At 36.1% G+C, this 18,379-nt stretch carries 10 protein-coding genes; 6 read left to right on the top strand and 4 right to left on the bottom strand.

What is annotated here, in order from left to right; all coding sequences use genetic code 11:
• Positions 1-238: 238 nt before the first annotated feature.
• The 6 genes from Q763_RS11030 (at position 239) to Q763_RS11005 (ending at position 12,384) form a co-directional block, all read left to right on the top strand.
• On the top strand, positions 239-1,009 hold the full coding sequence (locus tag Q763_RS11030) for a M90 family metallopeptidase (protein ID WP_035134203.1): 771 nt from the start codon (positions 239-241) through the stop codon (positions 1,007-1,009).
• A gap of 590 nt (positions 1,010-1,599) precedes the next feature.
• Entirely contained in the window at positions 1,600-2,202 is a 603-nt protein-coding gene (locus Q763_RS11025) for a hypothetical protein (RefSeq protein WP_035134201.1), read from the top strand.
• Between the two features lie 670 nt (positions 2,203-2,872).
• Entirely contained in the window at positions 2,873-5,878 is a 3,006-nt protein-coding gene (locus Q763_RS17495; protein WP_198133464.1) for a response regulator, read from the top strand.
• 121 nt (positions 5,879-5,999) lie between these two features.
• Positions 6,000-7,622 (top strand): DUF6377 domain-containing protein, encoded by a 1,623-nt coding sequence (locus tag Q763_RS11015; protein ID WP_035134199.1) that lies wholly within the window; start codon positions 6,000-6,002, stop codon positions 7,620-7,622.
• A 257-nt stretch (positions 7,623-7,879) separates the two neighbouring features.
• Positions 7,880-10,159, top strand: a complete 2,280-nt coding sequence (gene bglX, locus Q763_RS11010; RefSeq protein ID WP_035134197.1) for a beta-glucosidase BglX — start codon at positions 7,880-7,882, stop codon at positions 10,157-10,159.
• Positions 10,160-10,173: 14 nt separating this feature from the next.
• Complete coding sequence (locus tag Q763_RS11005; RefSeq protein WP_035134195.1) at positions 10,174-12,384, top strand: glycoside hydrolase family 3 C-terminal domain-containing protein; 2,211 nt, start codon at positions 10,174-10,176, stop codon at positions 12,382-12,384.
• Positions 12,385-12,552: 168 nt separating this feature from the next.
• Here the strand turns inward: Q763_RS11005 and Q763_RS11000 are convergent, their stop codons facing one another.
• The 4 genes from Q763_RS11000 to Q763_RS10985 form a co-directional block, all read right to left on the bottom strand.
• The gene (locus Q763_RS11000) at positions 12,553-12,993 is read right to left on the bottom strand and encodes a hypothetical protein (RefSeq protein ID WP_035134193.1); all 441 of its coding nucleotides are present in this window, start codon (positions 12,991-12,993) and stop codon (positions 12,553-12,555) included.
• An 11-nt stretch (positions 12,994-13,004) separates the two neighbouring features.
• Complete coding sequence (locus Q763_RS10995; protein ID WP_035134191.1) at positions 13,005-13,883, bottom strand: diacylglycerol/lipid kinase family protein; 879 nt, start codon at positions 13,881-13,883, stop codon at positions 13,005-13,007.
• Between the two features lie 3 nt (positions 13,884-13,886).
• Complete coding sequence (locus Q763_RS10990; protein ID WP_035134189.1) at positions 13,887-15,845, bottom strand: LTA synthase family protein; 1,959 nt, start codon at positions 15,843-15,845, stop codon at positions 13,887-13,889.
• Between the two features lie 68 nt (positions 15,846-15,913).
• Positions 15,914-18,337 carry a TonB-dependent receptor domain-containing protein gene (locus Q763_RS10985; RefSeq protein WP_232297523.1) on the bottom strand — a complete coding sequence of 808 codons (2,424 nt, stop codon included), beginning with the start codon at positions 18,335-18,337 and terminating at the stop codon, positions 15,914-15,916.
• Positions 18,338-18,379 lie beyond the last annotated feature (42 nt).

Below are 18,379 nucleotides of genomic sequence, written 5' to 3'. Positions count from 1 at the left end.
TATTTAGGATATTTGTTGTCATATTTAATGCAACATTAAAACAAATAAATTACATATCAAAAAACTTTATTATTTTTTTGGTGGGAAAAAGTAATAATCCTGTCGAAAAAAGTGATTTGTAATACTTTTACTATAATGGCAATTTTTAAAATAAGGAATGGTTTTTTACTTAATGCCATATTGATAAATTTAATCCTATATAAAATCTTAATATTATCTTTATGGCAAATAAGCATTCATGAACTACATCATACCTGTTGCGATAATTATAATCATCGCACTTTTCTTTATTCTTAAAAAGCCTAAAAAGGCAGTTGCAAAACCTTTTCCGCCACATTGGCATCAGTTATTACTGGATAATGTATTGTTTTATCGTAATCTGACACCTGAGAGACAAGCCGAATTTCAAAAGCGTATTATGCAGTTTCTTAGTGAGGTGTATATTGAAGGTGTACAGCTTGAGGTAACCGATTTAGATAAAATACTGGTAGCCTGTAGTGCGGTTATTCCTGTTTTTGGTTTTACCGAATGGCATTATTATAACCTTAGCGGTGTATTGCTGTATCCTGATTATTTTAATGAAGACCTTGAATTTGCCGATACTGCCCAATCACGTAATATAGGCGGACTGGTAGGTACAGGTAGGTTTGAAAACCAAATGATTTTGTCCCGAAAAGCTTTATATCACGGTTTTTCTAATACTACAGATAAAGGGAATACAGGTATACACGAGTTTGTGCACTTAATTGATAAAATGGACGGACTTGTAGACGGAGTTCCCGAAAAACTACTGGGACATCAATATTCAATACCGTGGTTAGATTTGATACATAAAAAAATGGAAGCTATTAATGATGACAAGTCAGATATTCGCCAGTATGGAGGTACAAATCAGGCAGAGTTTTTTGCGGTAGCATCAGAGTATTTTTTTGAACGTCCTGATTTATTGAAACGTAAGCACCCGGAATTGTATAAAATGATGGAAATGTGTTTTAATACCAAAAAATAGTATTAAAATACATGTAAATAATTAAATAATATTTAATTATTTACAATACTACTAATAAAGGAAGGATTGAAGTTGGTTTTTAAATAATGTTTATCATTTATTGTATTTTTTTTAGCTTAATGTGTTTTTTTAACTATTTTATTTATATTTGTTTTGTGAAATTAACACACACCTTCCTTTATGGATACTATTCAAAATATCAATTTCAATAACAGTTTTGTTAAGTTTGATAAAATAGATGATAAGAAAAGCTATATAAATCTGAAGAACAAACTAAAATTGTTTTTAAGGCTACTTAATTACAAATTTGGAGGAGATTAGTTTGGCTATAAGCTCTTATCATTACTTCTAAATTATTTACAATTCTACATAACTAAAATATTACAGCCATATTATAGCCAGAAGTATTGTTTGATTAAGCAAAACTATTATGATAATTTTTTAAGAATTTTATTCTCACGATCTTAGAAATTTCGAATATAGTTTTACTATTCAAATTCTTTTGAAGATAACAAAGCTGTATTTGGGGATTAAGCCGAAAAGACACCCAGTAACGACAGTAGGCAAAATTATAACCAATTCCAATTCCAATGAAATTTTTAAAAACAACATGCTTAGTTGCATTTGCCCTTATTATGGGCGGAAATTTATTAGTTAGCTGTTCTGCTGACAATGAAACAGATAATAATGCTGTATCTGGTATTAATACAACTAGTTTTCTAAAATCTACAACTGTTGATGAGTATTATCTGACGGAAGTGTTTTTAGGAGAAAATAATAGACCTTTAGGCTATATGGTTAGTCTGACAGCTTCAGATGATGCGCTTTACTTTATGAATATTGAAGAGACAACATTTGAGGTTACTACTTTTGATGAGGAAAGGCAAAGTGTTCGTCGTTTTGCTGATTTAGAAGGCTTTAATAAATATTACGATGGTGATGATTTTGATCCTATAAGAGTTATTGAGGAACCTGGTTTTGAGGAACCAGATCCGGGACAGCCAGTTACAATGGGTAGCAGATACTCTTATGGATCTCCTGTATATGGTCCTGATGGATGTACTCAGGGAGTTTATCAAACACCTTACTTTTTAGGTATTAAATTAGGTAAAACAAGACCTACAATGATAGTTAATGATAATGGGAATTATGTTCAGGCACAGGTTCCATGTGGAGAGACATATAATCCATAAAACATTAAGCCCGGGCAAAATTCTGAGCCCGGGCTTAATTTAAAATAGTATTATAAAAATAATTTATTCACTTTTATTTCTACTAATATTTACTCCTGTTTTCTCACAATCGTTTATTACTCTTGATGAAGATACTTATGAGTTCATTTAAGTTATACAATATTCAAAAATATAAAAGAGATTAGTAGAGGATTACTTTTATCGTTTACGATTATTAAATTATCATGGACGGCAAAACCTTTACATGTAACCAGGTCTTATTAAATAGAAAATATTAATTATGTAAGCATTCTGTATTATTCATAAAATCAGTTAATTATTTTTTGAATAGACAAATGTTTTTGATAAGCTTAAAAAGAAGTCTTTATTTTTAAGGGTTGGCGCTTAAATTTTAACAGATGTAATAAATAAATTACTATCTTTAAAATTAAATTCCGCTTTAAGTTTAGGTATGGTAAAAGTGAATCTTTATCAAAAGTTTATCAGGTATATTGCTTTTGTACTTTGTTGTGTTTCATTATTGGCAATATTAGGCTGGATTTTTCATATAGAAATCTTTACACAGATTCACAGCGAGTTACCTACAATGAAGTTCAACACTGCCTTTTGTTTTTTCCTATTGGCATTTGTTATTTTTTGTACAAGGGAGGGTAGGTGTTCTAAAATTTCAATGGTTTTAAACCTGCTGCTTTTTACTATTGCTTTTGTAACATTTTTGCAGGATGCAGGCGATTTTAACTTAGGAATTGACCAACTTGCAGCTACAGACCATAAAGGTGTTGCTAAAGGAAACCCTACACCCGGAAGGATGTCAATGGCAACTTCATTATGTTTTTCCCTTTTAAGTTTTTCCCTTGGCTTAGTAAAGTTTAATAATGATAAGGCAAAAAAGGGCGCTTCCTATTTGTCCTTAATAGTAATTGTAATTTCATTTTTTGCTATTGTTACGTTTATATATAACATTCCTGCTTTTGATAAAGTAAGGTTTATATCATCAATGGCGATTCATACCGCTATAGGCTTTTTTATAGCTGGGCTTGCAATTACACTAACTATTCCTAAACATGGTATAACAGAACTTTTTACCAGTAAAAGAATAGGTAGTTATATGATACGAAGGTTGTTTTTCCAACTTACGGTTGTCAGTTTACTATTATCATACTTAATATTATATTGCTACAGGGTAGGCTATTTTGCTGCCGATTTCTCTATTGCTATGGTAGCAGTAATTGTAATTTTTGCCACACTTGTACTGCTTGTTGTAGTTTCCCGTAGTATGAATAGTATTGACAGGGAAAAAAGGGCTGCAGAGGAAGAACTAAATATAATCCATATGTACCTTAATACTACACCCGATCCCTTAATTGTGGTTAATAAACAGGGTACTATTGAACTAACCAATAGCCTGATGTCTGAAGTTTTTGGATATACTGAGGATGAACTGAAAGGCAAAACAATGGACTCCCTTATTCCTGTAAGGTATCATTCCGAATACAAAAAACATTTAGAATATTACTTTGAGTATATAAATACTGTAGAGAAAAAAGAAAAGGAACATTACAGCTCTTCAGTAATAGAGATTTATGCCAATAAGAGAAATGGTGAAGAGTTTCCCGTAGAAATGACCCTAAACTCAACATGGTCTCCCAGAGGATTCATTACTGTAGCTGCCTTTAGGGATGTTACCCGAAGAGTTAATGCCGAGAATAAGCTACAGGCAGCACTGGAAGCTTCTATTATAGGGATTTGGGATTACGATATTTTACAGGGCGAAGTGTATTGGGATGAAACCATGTATAAGCTTTATGGAACCAGTAATAATATTAAAGAGTCTATTTATGAATTATGGACAAAAAGAGTACATCCTGACGATAAAAACAAAATTGAAACCCTTTTAAACGATTCAATAGCCGGACATTCGGTTTATGATACTGATTTCAGGATAGTACTTCCAGATGGTACTATACGCCATATAAGGGCAAAAGGTACTGTTTACAGGGATGAAAATAAAAAGCCTGTCCGTATGCTGGGTACAAACTGGGATATAACAGGGCAAAAAACACTTGAAGCGTCTCTTATTGAAGCTAAAAAAGCAGCTGAGTCGGCAAGTAAATCAAAATCAGAGTTCCTGGCTAATATGAGCCATGAAATACGTACACCTCTTAACGGGATTATTGGTTTTACAGATCTTTTAATTAAAACACCTTTAAACGAGAGCCAGTCAGAATATCTTAAAAATGTCAATAATTCGGCTAATCTACTGCTGGATGTTATCAATGATATATTAGACTTCTCAAAAATTGAAGCCGGTAAACTGGAACTGCATTATGAGGAGGTAGATGTTTATGAACTGTGCGAACAAACCATTGATGTTATTCGCCATCAGGCAGAACAAAAGAAGCTGGAGGTTTTATTAAATATCCCGCCGGATATTCAGCGATATGTGTATGCTGATCCGGTAAGGTTAAGGCAAATATTAACCAATCTGTTGTCAAACGCTATTAAGTTTACACATGCAGGAGAGATAGAGTTACATTTAGAGTCACGAATAGCCGAGGAGGATGAGAATAAAACATACTTCCGGTTTTTAGTTAGGGATACAGGTGTAGGGATAGCTTCAGATAAGTTAAGTAAAATTTTTGGAGCCTTTGATCAGGAAGACAGTTCGACCACACGTAAGTACGGTGGTACAGGTTTAGGACTTACCATAAGCAATAAGCTATTGGCTTTAATGGGCAGTAAGCTTAATGTGGAGAGTGAATTAAATAAAGGTAGTGAGTTCTCTTTTGAAGTACAGTTTGAAATCCCTGATGGAAAATTAACTGATAAGACAGTGCTGTTCCGTAATGTAAAAAAAGTACTTGTTGTTGATGACAATGAAAGCAACAGGCGTATTTTAGAAGTAATGCTTGCCGAAATGAATATTGAAAGCCTGCTTGCTAATAATGGTATTGAGGCAATGGAATTACTGGAAAAGCATAAGGATTTTGATTTTGCGATTGTAGATTATAATATGCCTTACATGCCGGGAACCGACCTGATTTCGCAAATAAGAAACACACTCAACCTCTCTGCCGATGACCTTCCTATAATGCTTTTGCACAGTACGGCCGATGACGATATTATTTTTAAAGCAATTAAAGATTACAATATTAATTTCAATTATACAAAACCAATACATTCCGGTAAGTTAAAAACTGTATTAGACCGATTAGCTAATTATTCTAAAGCTACAGCGGCTACGGTTAATAGTAAAGCTATTTCTTCACAAGATGATGCTGTTTCTTTCTCAGGAAAAAATACAACTATCTTGGTAGCAGAAGACAACCCTGTTAATCAATTACTGGCTCGTGAAATTTTAATGAAAATTGTTCCTGATGCTAATTTGATTATAGCCGAAAACGGGAAAGAAGCCGTAGAGATGTATCAAACCGAAAATCCTGATATTGTTTTTATGGATATTCAAATGCCTGAAATGAGTGGGTTAGATGCCACTAAAAAAATCAGGGAGATTGAAAGCCAGCAAGATAAGCATATACCAATTATAGCGTTAACAGCAAGAGTTTTAAACGGAGAGCGCGAAACCTGTATTGAGTATGGAATGGATGATTATCTTTCCAAGCCTATTATTTTAGACAGGGTGAAAACTATAGTAGAAACATATCTTTTAAAATAGTATCAAAAAAATATTTCCACGATTGTAAAAGAAAAGAACGGGTTTTTAAATTAGGAAATAGAGGAGATAAAATTTTACCGATTTCCATATATTTGCCTTAATTCATTAAACACCTTTCTTTTTGAAATCACTTATTATCTTTTTTGTTACCATATTATCATCTCTTGGGTTAAGGGGGCAGGACTTATCTTCTGCAAGGCAGGAATTGGATAATGCCTTATTGCAAAAAGAGCATTTTGCAGATATAAAAAGAAAAAAGATTGCCGCTTACAAAAAAGAAATTACTCCCGGTTTAGATTTAAAAGAGGAGTACGGGATTAATGAAAAACTCTATGAACAGTACCGGAAGTTTTATCTTGATAGTGCTATTTACTACATAAACAGAAACATCTCTATTGGCAATACGCTTAATAACGGATACTACAGAGACCACTCGTCAATACAGTTGGCAAACCTATATTCTTCAAAAGGAAATTTTCTGGAATCACAGTCATTACTGGATGGTGTTACTATTGCAAAACAGCCTAATGATCTTAAAGCTTTGTATTATGAGTTTTACAGTCAGTTTTACGAGCACTATACAACTAATAATCCAAGTGAGCATTATGCAAAACAAATAGAGGTATATAGAGACTCTCTGTTGCAGGTGCTTAATCCTGATTCCAATAAGTACAAAATTAATTTGGCTCAGCAATTAATGTACAAAAAGGATTATTTAAAAGCTCGTGAACTGCTTGAAAAAATTGAAAACAGCAGTACGGTAAAAGACGCCGACTATGCCATGTATGTTTACCTTTTAGGGGATATTTATATGCGTGAGGATAAGCAGGAGGAAGGTGTAAGGTATTATTGCCTGGCAGCAGTTACTGATATTGAGAATGGCATTAGGGATCATGGGGCTATACAAAACTTAGCAATTTACTATTACTATCAGGGTAAAATTGATTTGGCCTATAAATATGCACAATCAGCATTGGCAGATGCTGTGGCTTGTAATGTGAAATTCAGAACCCTTATGATGTCTGAGTTTTATTCGATTATAAATGCTTCCTATCAGGAGAAGGAAAATGCTTCAAAAAGTACCTTACGAACTTATCTTATCTTAATAAGTATTCTTAGCTTCTTTTTGATTATAGCAGTGGTTTATGTTTATAGTCAAATGAGGCGGATTTCAAAAGTAAAGGAAGAACTTCTTATATCGGGAGAAAAGCAAAAGGATCTTAACATAGAGCTCAAAACCGCTAATCAACAGCTTCAGGTATTTAACTCACAGCTTCATGAGTCCAACAGAGTGAAAGAGGAGTATATAGCGCAATTTTTTGATATCTGTTCTTCCTATATAGCTAAACTTGATGATTATAGAAAAAAGCTCAACAAAAAGGCTATGAACAAACAGTTTGATGAACTGTCTAAAATATTAAAGTCAAGTAGTGTGACCAATGAAGAACTTCATGAGTTGTATGAACGATTTGATACCATTTTCATAAACCTGTATCCTAATTTCGTAAGTGAGTTTAACGATATGTTATTACCCCATGAAAAAATTGAACTCAAGCCCGGTGAATTACTGAATGCCGAATTACGAATTTTTGCACTGGAAAGACTCGGTATTAGTGATGCCGTGAAGATAGCTTCCTTTTTACGATACTCTTTAAGTACTATTTATAATTACCGTACCAAAGTGCGAAATAAAGTTGCAGTATCACGTGAAGAATTTGATGAAAGGCTTAAAACTATAGGCTAGCCAATTGTTAAATTTTCGGGTTTTGTTGCATGCTGTGGTAATGATGAGTTAATAATCATCTCTTTTTCTTCTACATAAACACTGTAAAACAGCTACAATTTCTAATTAACTATTTTGTGTATTTTGTTGATTATTAGGTGTTAATGTTTTTTTACCTTCTACATTATAACTTATAGTATTTCGTATTGCTACTATAACGTTTTAGTTTTACCCTCAATAACATCTGTCGGTAATTAACGGCGCTAATACGAAATACAATGAAAAAAATTATGACAGTAGTACTTGCTCTACTCGCAGGACTACCATCAGTAGCTCAGGACAGGAATACTGAAATGGATAATTTCATAGATAACCTTATGGGCAAAATGACCTTAGAGGAAAAGATAGGTCAGTTAAACCTTCCAAGTGAAGGAGATATTATTACCGGACTAGGTAGTAATAGTAATATAGCAGAGAAAATCCGTAAAGGACAGGTGGGAGGAATGTTCAATATTAAAGGAGCAGATAAGATACGTGAAATACAAAAAATAGCGGTTGAAGAAAGCAGGATGAAAATCCCTATGCTTTTCGGGATGGATGTTATACATGGTTATGAAACGGTTTTCCCTATACCGCTTGGACTTGCCTGTACCTGGGATATGGATGCCATAGAGCAGTCGGCAAGAATTGGTGCAAACGAAGCCAGTGCAAACGGAATTAACTGGACTTTTAGCCCTATGGTTGATATTGCCAGAGATCCAAGATGGGGACGTGTATCTGAAGGAAGCGGAGAAGATCCCTTTTTAGGCGGTGCTATTGCTAAAGCAATGGTGAGGGGTTATCAGGGAAAAGACAATTCATTTTCTGAAAACTCAAATATACTGGCATGTGTAAAACACTTTGCACTTTATGGAGCAGGAGAGGCAGGAAGGGATTACAATACGGCAGATATGAGCCACATCCGTATGTATAATGATTACTTCTACCCATTCAAAGCAGCTGTAGAGCAGGGAGTGGGTAGTGTTATGGCATCATTTAACGTTGTTGATATGGTTCCGGCTCACGCTAACAAATGGTTGCTTACAGACGTATTACGTAACCAATGGAATTTTACAGGTTTTACTGTTGCCGATTATAATGGAGTAGGAGAAATTCCGAGTCATGGTTTAGGTGATATGAAGAATGCCAGCAAACTGGCTCTTGATGCCGGTTTGGATATGGATATGGTATCTGAAGGATACTTAAATAACCTTTCAGCATTGGTTAAAGAAGGCAAAGTAGATTTAGAACAGGTTGATAAGGCATGTCGCCGTATACTGGAAGCTAAATATAAACTGGGACTGTTTAAAGATCCATACAAGTTTTGTGACAGTAAAAGAGCCAAAAAGGATATTTATACTAAAGAGAACAGAGCGATAGCAAGAAAAACGGCATCTGAGAGTTTTGTGCTATTAAAAAACGAAGGTAATGTTTTACCGTTAGACAAGTCTAAAACCATTGCAGTTATAGGTCCTTTGGCAAATACGGCATCTAATATGGTTGGTACATGGAGTGTGGCTGCAAAGCTTGATAAACCACTAACACTTTTAGAAGGTTTAAAAGAAGTGGCAGGGAAAAAACCCAATATACTTTATGCAGTAGGCTCAAACCTTTTGAGTGATCCTAAAATGCAGCAGGCAGCTACTATGTTTGGTAGGGACATTCCCCGTGATAACAGAACTGAAGAAGAGCTAACTGCAGAAGCACTCGCTATAGCAGCAAAGTCTGATGTAATTATTGCAGCTATGGGTGAAGCATCAGAAATGAGCGGAGAGTCAAGCAGCCGTACTGATATAGGTATTCCGGCGGTACAAAAGCGATTATTGGAAAAGCTGGTAGCAACAGGTAAGCCAGTGGTATTGGTATTGTTTGCAGGACGACCTATGACATTGGTTTGGGAACAGGAAAATGTACCTGCAATCCTTAATGTGTGGTTTGGCGGAAGTGAAGCAGCACAGGCTATTGGCGATGTGGTATTTGGTGATGTTAATCCTAGCGGTAAACTGGTTTCTACTTTCCCAAGGAGTGTTGCTCAAATTCCGTTGTATTATAATCACCTAATGACAGGAAGACCGGCTTCAGATAAAGGATTTGAGAAGTTCAGGAGTAACTACATGGATGAGAAAAATGCGCCTTTATATCCTTTTGGTTACGGGTTAAGCTATACTACGTTTGAGTACACTGATATTACACTTAACAGTACAGATATGACTGCAAATGGTAGTATTCAGGCTAGTGTTACAGTTACAAACACAGGTAACAGAGCAGGTAAAGAAACGGTACAGTTATACATAAGAGATATGGAAGCGAGTATTTCAAGACCTGTTAAAGAGCTAAAAGGATTTGAGAAAGTAAGCCTTAAAGCGGGCGAATCAAAAACAATCACTTTTACGATTACAGAAGACCTTCTGAAGTTCTACAATAGCGAGCTACACTACGCCAGCGAACCGGGTGCTTTCCGTGTTATGATAGGAGGTAGTAGCGATGCCGTTAAAACAGCTTCATTCAATCTTAAATAATAAACAAACAGTATATGATACGTAAAATCACCTTAGCCTGTTTATTCCTTTTGGCTTTTAATGCCAATGCACAACAGGCACTACCAATCTATCTGGATGATACAAAACCTATGGAAGAGCGTGTTGAAGATGCACTTTCCAAAATGACTACTAAGGAAAAAATTGCCATGATACATGCGCAGTCTAAATTCAGTTCACCAGGTGTGCCAAGGCTTGGTATTCCTGAAAACTGGATGACCGACGGACCTCACGGTATTCGTCCGGAAGTACTTTGGGATGAATGGGAACAGGCCAGCTGGACCAATGACTCCTGCATTGCGTTTCCGGCTCTTACAGCGCTTTCTGCAACATGGAATAGGGATATGGCGCTTCTTTACGGTAAAAACCTTGGAGAAGAAGCCCGTTACCGCAATAAGAATGTACTATTAGGCCCCGGAGTAAATATTTACCGTAGTCCGCTAAACGGAAGAAACTTTGAGTACATGGGAGAAGATCCTTTCCTTGCCGGAGAAATGGTTGTGCCCTATATAAAAGGGGTTCAGTCTAACGGTGTGGCAACCTGTGTAAAGCATTTTGCCCTTAATAATCAGGAAACCAACAGGCATGGTGTTAATGTAATTGTAGACGACCGTGCCCTTTATGAAATTTACCTTCCGGCTTTTAAAGCTGCTGTGCAAGAGGGTGGTACATGGGCTATTATGGGGGCTTACAATAAGTATAAGGGTCAGCAGGCCTGCCATAACAGTTACCTGCTTCAGGATATTTTACGTGACGAATGGGAATTTGACGGTGTTGTTGTGGCCGACTGGGGTGGCGTTCACGATACCAAAGAAGCTATTTATAACGGACTTGATATTGAGTTTGGTACCTGGACTGACGGACTTACTTGGGGCAGAAGTAATGCTTATGATAATTATTATATGGCAGCACCATACCTTGAGTTAATTGAGTCGGGTGAGGTAGGAACAAAAGAACTGGACGATAAGGTAAGGAACATATTACGCCTTTCATTCAGAACAACAATGGACAGGAACAGGCCATTTGGTTCTTTCGGTACAGATGCACATGCAAAAGCAAGCCGTATTATAGCAGAAGAAAGTATTGTACTCCTAAAAAATAAAAACTCACTGTTACCACTGGATATAAAAAAACATAAAAAAATTGCCGTAATAGGGGAAAATGCTGTTAAGATGATGACCGTAGGAGGAGGTAGCTCTTCACTTAAAGTGCGATATGAAGTTTCTCCGCTTGACGGAATAAAAAACAGGGCAGGGAATGATTTTGAGGTAGTTTATGCCAGAGGTTATGTAGGAGATGCCAGTGGAGATTATAATGGGGTAGTTTCAGGTCAAAACCTGAAAGATGACCGTAGTGAAGCAGAACTTAGAGAAGAGGCTTTACGTGTTGCTAAAGAGGCTGACATTGTTGTGTTTGTGGGCGGACTTAATAAAAGTGATTTTCAGGATAGTGAAGGTAATGACCGTAAAGAGCTTGAGTTACCTTACGGACAAAATGAATTAATTCGTGACTTAGCAAAAGCTAACAGTAAGTTTGTATATGTAAATATTTCGGGTAACGCTGTGGCTATGCCCTGGGAAAAAGAAGTGCCTGCAATTGTACAGGGATGGTTTTTAGGCACAGAAGCAGGTAATGCTATAGCTTCGGTACTGTTTGGTGATGTAAACCCGTCAGGGAAACTAACGTTTACTTTTCCGGTTCAGCTTAAGGATAATGCAGCACATGCTTTAAATGCATTTCCTGGTGATGATGAGGTAACCTATAAGGAAAGTATTTTTGTAGGGTACAGATGGCATGAAAAACAAAACATAAAACCATTGTTTCCTTTCGGACACGGATTAAGCTATACCACATTTAAGTATAGTGATATTAAGGCTGATAAAGCCACTGTAAGTCAGGATGAAACCCTTAGAGTATCTGTAAAAGTAAAAAACACAGGTAAGCGTGACGGGGCAGAGGTTGTACAGCTTTATATATCAGATACCGAATCGTCCCTTCCAAGACCTATTAAGGAGCTTAAAGGGTTTGAAAAAATCTACCTAAAGGCAGGGGAAGAGAAGACAGTAACATTTAGCATTGCTAAAGAGGATCTTAGCTATTTTGATGATAAAAAACACCAATGGGTTGCAGAGCCCGGTAGTTTTAAGGCAATAATAGGTGCTTCTTCTCAGGATATAAAGGGAGATGTTAGGTTTACCTTAAAATAAGCATAATATAAAAATTTAGTTAGAGTCGTTTGGTTGACGCAGGTTCTGTAAAGGGGTAGTATTGAGCTCAATATGCTACCCTAATACGGAACTATTTATTTTATATAATAGCTTGTAAAACTTGTGATTTGGTGATTTTTTAAACTTTCAAATGTATATTAAAGCGAACTAGATTCTAAATAATATTACTCTTGACGGATGGTCTGTGTCTTCATTTATAAGTTCAATCTTTTCTTGGGTACGGTTTAAAATATGGTAGTTATGTCCCAGTTGTTCCAGTTTATGCGGGGCATAGGCTGTAAACAGTAAATCAAGATCTATATCTGTAGCCGGGGAGTCGTCTGTACCGTTATCACTAATTACATTCCATTTTCCTTTGTAGCTTTTTTCATTATCATCTACTGTGAACGATAAGTCTTTATTGAAATGAAAGGTATAATCGGTATAATCGTCATGAAGTTTACTGTCTATTATTTCAAAATGCCATACTCCCATAGTAAAGCTTTTGGTGAGTTTAGGGTATGTAATAAATGAATGACATTCTGTTTTTTTAACACACGAAACATTTAATAGAAATAATATAAAAAGAAAACGAATTATATTTTTCATGATAAAATTGTTTAGCAAATTACTTTTAGGGATGCAGGAATTATTTCAATATGTATATAATTGGTTTTTAGGCTATGGTATTCTCCGTCAATTTGTATATCAGTATAAATTCTTTCCGGCTGATATATGGTAAGTGATTGTGCCAGGTTATGCTGAGCTGCTTTAAACTTTAAAAAATTACGGTTAAGAACAAGGAAACCCATTTTCATTTTTTGAAGGAAAGACATTTTAGGAGCCGTTACCAGGTTAAGGTATCCGTCATTAAGCTTTGCCTGTGGCGTTAGGCTCATATCATACCCCATTTGGTTACTGTTTGATATAAACAGTAAAAACGGATTAATATCCAGTTCTTTATCCCCAAACTTAATAGTTGTATTGTAATGCTTAAAGGATAAACTTGCTTCCAGTGAGGCTACGATGTATGCCCATAGTTTTCTTTTTCCTTTTTGCTCATATTTTTTTATGACTTCGGCGTCAATACCCAGTCCTGCATTACTAAAGAAATAATTATCATTAACACAACCACTGTCTATAACGGTAATGTTTTGTTTTTTGATGGTAGTAATTACTTCTTGCAGACTTCCCTTAATTCCTAAATTAGACGCCAGTCCGTTACCCGAACCTACCGGGACTATACCCAAAGGCACCTGACTACCGATAAGGGCAGAAGCCACTTCGTTAACTGTTCCGTCACCTCCGCAGGCAATTACACAGTCGGCACCGTTTTTTACCGCCTTTACCGCTAATGTTTTAGCATGGTCTTTACCTTCGGTATGGCTTATTTCAATCCTGTATTCATTTTCAGGAAATATAGAAACCAGTAGCTCTTTGTCTATTACATGGTTTCCTTTGCCCGAAATAGGGTTAACAATAAAATGCAGGTACTTCATGGGTTACTGTAATAATTTGTTATTATAAAGATAATCAGCGGTTTCATACCAGGAAATTGTTTCGTCAAGAAAACTCTTATCCATAGGTTTTAGTGTTAACTCATTCTTATCTTTTTGCCACTTGTAGAAATCCTGTCCTTTTTGATCTGATAATATCATTACCTTATCCTGTTTCATAAGTACAAGTTTCCTGTAGGTACCCAGTAATGAACGTTCTTCAAAATCATTAGAAAGTACATCCTTACCGAAGAAGTCTGACTCATAACTCCAGTGAAAAAGGGAGAACAGGGTAGGGAAAAGGTCTATTTGAGAACATTGTTGTTCTATTTTTCTGTTAGGTTCTCTGTCAAAGTTTACAATAAATGCCGGGATATGGTAGTTGGCCACATCAATAGCGTCTTTACCGGCACTACTGGCGCAATGGTCTGCCACAATTACAAATACAGTATTTTTAAACCACGGCTTTGTTGAAGCTTTTTTAAATAACTCGCGCAATGCATAGTCGGTATATTTAACCGCGCCCGCTCTTCCCGTTCCCGACGGGATATCAACTTTTCCTTCAGGATAGCTATATGGCCTGTGGTTTGAGGTCGTCATTATGTAATTGAAAAACGGTTTGTTGTTTTTGTACTGCTCATCTGCAACCGATAGCATTTTATTAAAAATATCCTCATCACAAATTCCCCATGCATTTTCAAAGGTAACCTCATCATCTGTTATGTTATGACGAACGGTTTGTATCTTGTCACTCAATACACTCCCTCTGCCACGATCATAGATAGAGAAACCGTTTCCACCAAAGTAAGCGTTCATGTTATCAAAATATCCGTCACCGCCATAAAAGAAATTACAGTCGTAACCCTTATCACCAAACACGTTTCTTATGGTATAGAGATTAGCATTTTCAGGACGTTTAACAATGCTTCTTCCCGGTGTTGGGGGGATACATAGTGTTACTGCTTCCATACCCCTCACGGTTCTAGTACCTGTAGCATACAGGTTTTCAAAAAATATACTTTGCTGTGCCAGGCTGTCAAGAAACGGCGTAAGGTTCTCGTCGTTACCAAACTCTTTCATAAAACTGCCACTAAGGCTTTCCACCATTATAAATACCAGATTTTTTTTGACAGATGAATCAAGCGTATCTGTAATAGTACGGTGAATAGAATTGCTTTTATCTGTAAATGTTGAATTACTGCTTTTAAGTTTGTTTTCTACTATTTGTAATGCTTTATTCTGGTCAATTGAAGTGTAAAAATCATTATACTTCATTTGGTTGTTTCTAAAGGCAGCGAAAAACGAATACACTCCGTTTTTGGAAATTTCAGAATTATATCGGTTTACAGACCATTCTGCAGAAGCATTGTTTATAAAAAAGCCGAATAAAAGCGCTGTGGCTGTTACGGTTGATATTACAGCAATACGCTGTTTAGTAGTGGCTGTACTTTTAAAAGTAAGATTAAAGGCTTTCCTTTTGTAAAATATTAATAATATAAGGGCTGTAATTAAAACAATCCCGCTAATAAGAAAGGGAAGGGGGTATGACTCATTTATATTAGCCACTACCTCATGTGTATAGATAAGATAATCTACCGCGATGAAGTTAAAGCGCCTTGAGAATTCTTCCCAAAAGGTAATTTCTGCAAAAAAGGAAAACGTAAATATAAATACATTAAGAGCGGTGAAAATCCAAATTATAATCTTATCCACAAAGCTGCCAACCCATCTGTTAGGCATTAAAACAAAATACAGGGCAGGTAACAGGCATATAAATGCCGCTGCACCTATATCAAAAAATAATCCGGTAATAAGAGTACGTAACAGGTTAACAATATTCCATGATACTTCGCTGTTTTCCCATATAAAAAAGGTAAAACGAAGCAGTAATGAAACAGTTACAAACCAAAGTACAAAATTAGCAAGTAGCGTAAATCGTCCGGTATTACGAAATATCTTGAACATGTTAGTGTGTTTTTTGATACAATGTTCGGGACCAATTTTGAAGAAAATTAGAATTTTTACTCAGGCGGTTAGAATTTGTAGTTATAGCCCACACGTATTACCTGTGTTTCATAATAGTTGTTGCTGGTATAGTTAAACCCGTTTGCCTGCACTTTTTGCCTTATTACAAGCGTACCGAAAAGATCTGTTGCGTTGGCGTAAATTTCACCTTTACCTTTTTGGATTACTTTTTTAACTCCTGCATCTACCGAAAATCGTGAACCTGTACGTCCCTGAGGTACAATATCAGGCGCCAGATAAACCATATTTACCTGTGCACTAAGGTTATTACTAAACTTAAGGTTACTGTTCCATTTTACATTACCTGATGTAATTTGTTGTTTTGTACCTGTGTATGTTGTAGGTACTGGGTATACTATATTTACAGTAAAAGGATCTATAGTGTTTTGATACAGGTTACCATTAATGTTGAAGGTATACCATGATGATACTTTCTTTGAAAATATAAGTTGTGTACCCATAGCACGGCTTTTACCTGCATTTTCAAACACATTGTAAATAATTGTATTACCGGGTACAGTAGTGGCTATACGTGTTATAGTACCGTCTATAAACTTGCTGTATAATGATGCAAAAAAGTATCCGCCGTTAATATAGGCCTTATAGCCTAATTCTACCGAATTGGTGTACTGCGGACGTAAGCCCGGGTTACCTACTTTAATAATTTCGGCATCATCGTATTTCGGGAATATCCTAATATCAACCTCATTAGGCCTGTCAACTCTTCGGTTATAGAAAAGGGATAGTTTGTGGTTGTCATTTATTTTATAACCAAACCTTAAGGAAGGGAAAGGCTGGAAATAATGGTAGCCGTCACTTTTATAAACAGGATGGTTAGGGTTTACCTCATATTCCAAATCCAGATATTCCATTCTTACACCTGCTTCGGCCTCGATCTTATCACTTTCATATACATAGTTACCGTACACGGCAGGAATGGTTTCTTCATAGTCGGCTTTACCACCGGCATCAGCATCAATAACAGAATTAGTGCCCGGATAAAACTGCATGTCTGTAGGGATTACTCTGTTCCTGAATTTGAATCCGGTTTCAAGGCGTCCCTGTTTTAAGGGTTTTATATAATCGATATTCAGGTCAACCACATTTTCGTCTGACAGTAGTTTGAAAGCATCGGTACCTGTATAATCAGGTATAATGTTATTGAAATTGTACTTTTCGTCTTCCCTGTGGAAGGTATAATTCAGTCCGGCATTTAATACATGTCCCGGCTGGCTGAACCTATGCTGGTAACTGGCAGAACCCATCACCGTGGTTTTGACCTCATCTTCAAGAAATTTCCAAAAACGTAAATGTTCACTGTAGTCTCCGTTAAAAAAGGGTTCTTCACCATGATCGAGTATTTTTTCACGTCCATACATTACAGATAGTGATAGGGTGTTATTAGGATTGTATTCCCAGTCAAGTCCGCTTTTAAAAGTTGTGAATCGGGTATCCCTGTTGCGTTTTGTCTGTTGATTAATAATAGTACCATTGTCGTAGGTACGGGTAACAAACTCATTTTTGTTTAGAGCTTCGGTATACAGGTAATCTCCCTGTACATAGAAGTTAACTTTGTTTTTCCTGTAATTTAGTGATAGGGAAGGGTTTATTTTTGGAGTGAAGTTGTATTGCGGACTCATACCCGGCAGATTTGCCTTTCGTTCCCATAATGCGCCATAGCCACCTGCAAGACCAGTCTTACCTGTTAATCCATCACTTTTTTCCTTTTTGTAGACTATATTGATTATTCCCGCATTGCCGTTAGCATCATATTTAGCTGACGGGTTTTCAATAATCTCTATCTTATCAATAGCTGAAGCCGGAATATTATCGAGTCCGTATTGAGTATTAAATCCGGTAAGGGCTGTTTGTTTTCCGTCAATCAATACCATTACCTTGTTGTTACTTCTAAGTTCCAGTTTTCCGTCATTAACCGTAACTCCCGGTAAGTTTTGCATAGCCTGCAATACAGAGCCACCGCTTTGCGTAATATTATCGGATACAGAGAATACCTTTTTATCCATTTTGTCTGATACGGCATCCTGCTGTTTGTTTATCACAACTTCATTAAGGGCAGTACTTTCTTCCTGTAATGTAGTTTCTCCTAAATCCTGATAATCGCTTAACGAACCTACAAATACTGGGATAATAGATTTTGCATAGCCCAAACCACTTATCTCTATATTGTATTTGCCCGAAGGAATATCTTTTAAGGTATATACTCCTGTTTCTGTAGTAAGAGTACCAGCAATAACCTTATTATCCTTTTGTGTAGCGATTATAACATTTACAAAAGGAAGAGCACCTTGTGTATCCCTAACCGTACCTGATAGGGTTACTTTTTTATCCTGAGCAAAGCCAGTAATGCTTATTAAGGAAATTACCAGTAGTAAAATGTGTTTTAAAGGCAGATATGTGTTTTCTTTTTTCACGGTATTATAGTTTGATTTTTGGGTAAAACTATACAGTGATTT

The organism is Flavobacterium beibuense F44-8, from assembly GCF_000769915.1.
GTDB lineage: Bacteria > Bacteroidota > Bacteroidia > Flavobacteriales > Flavobacteriaceae > Flavobacterium > Flavobacterium beibuense.
Note: the sequence above shows the minus strand (reverse complement) of the source record. Positions and strands in the feature narration are given on the sequence as shown.

Bases quoted from the DNA above. Each gene is read 5' to 3' on its own strand.
- Q763_RS11030 (WP_035134203.1), top strand. From the start codon at position 239: ATGAACTACATCATACCTGTTGCGATAATTATAATCATCGCACTTTTC.
- Q763_RS11025 (WP_035134201.1), top strand. From the start codon at position 1,600: ATGAAATTTTTAAAAACAACATGCTTAGTTGCATTTGCCCTTATTATG.
- Q763_RS17495 (WP_198133464.1), top strand. From the start codon at position 2,873: ATGGTTTTAAACCTGCTGCTTTTTACTATTGCTTTTGTAACATTTTTG.
- bglX (WP_035134197.1), top strand. From the start codon at position 7,880: ATGAAAAAAATTATGACAGTAGTACTTGCTCTACTCGCAGGACTACCA.
- Q763_RS11005 (WP_035134195.1), top strand. From the start codon at position 10,174: ATGATACGTAAAATCACCTTAGCCTGTTTATTCCTTTTGGCTTTTAAT.
- Q763_RS11000 (WP_035134193.1), bottom strand. From the start codon at position 12,993: ATGAAAAATATAATTCGTTTTCTTTTTATATTATTTCTATTAAATGTT.
- Q763_RS10995 (WP_035134191.1), bottom strand. From the start codon at position 13,883: ATGAAGTACCTGCATTTTATTGTTAACCCTATTTCGGGCAAAGGAAAC.
- Q763_RS10990 (WP_035134189.1), bottom strand. From the start codon at position 15,845: ATGTTCAAGATATTTCGTAATACCGGACGATTTACGCTACTTGCTAAT.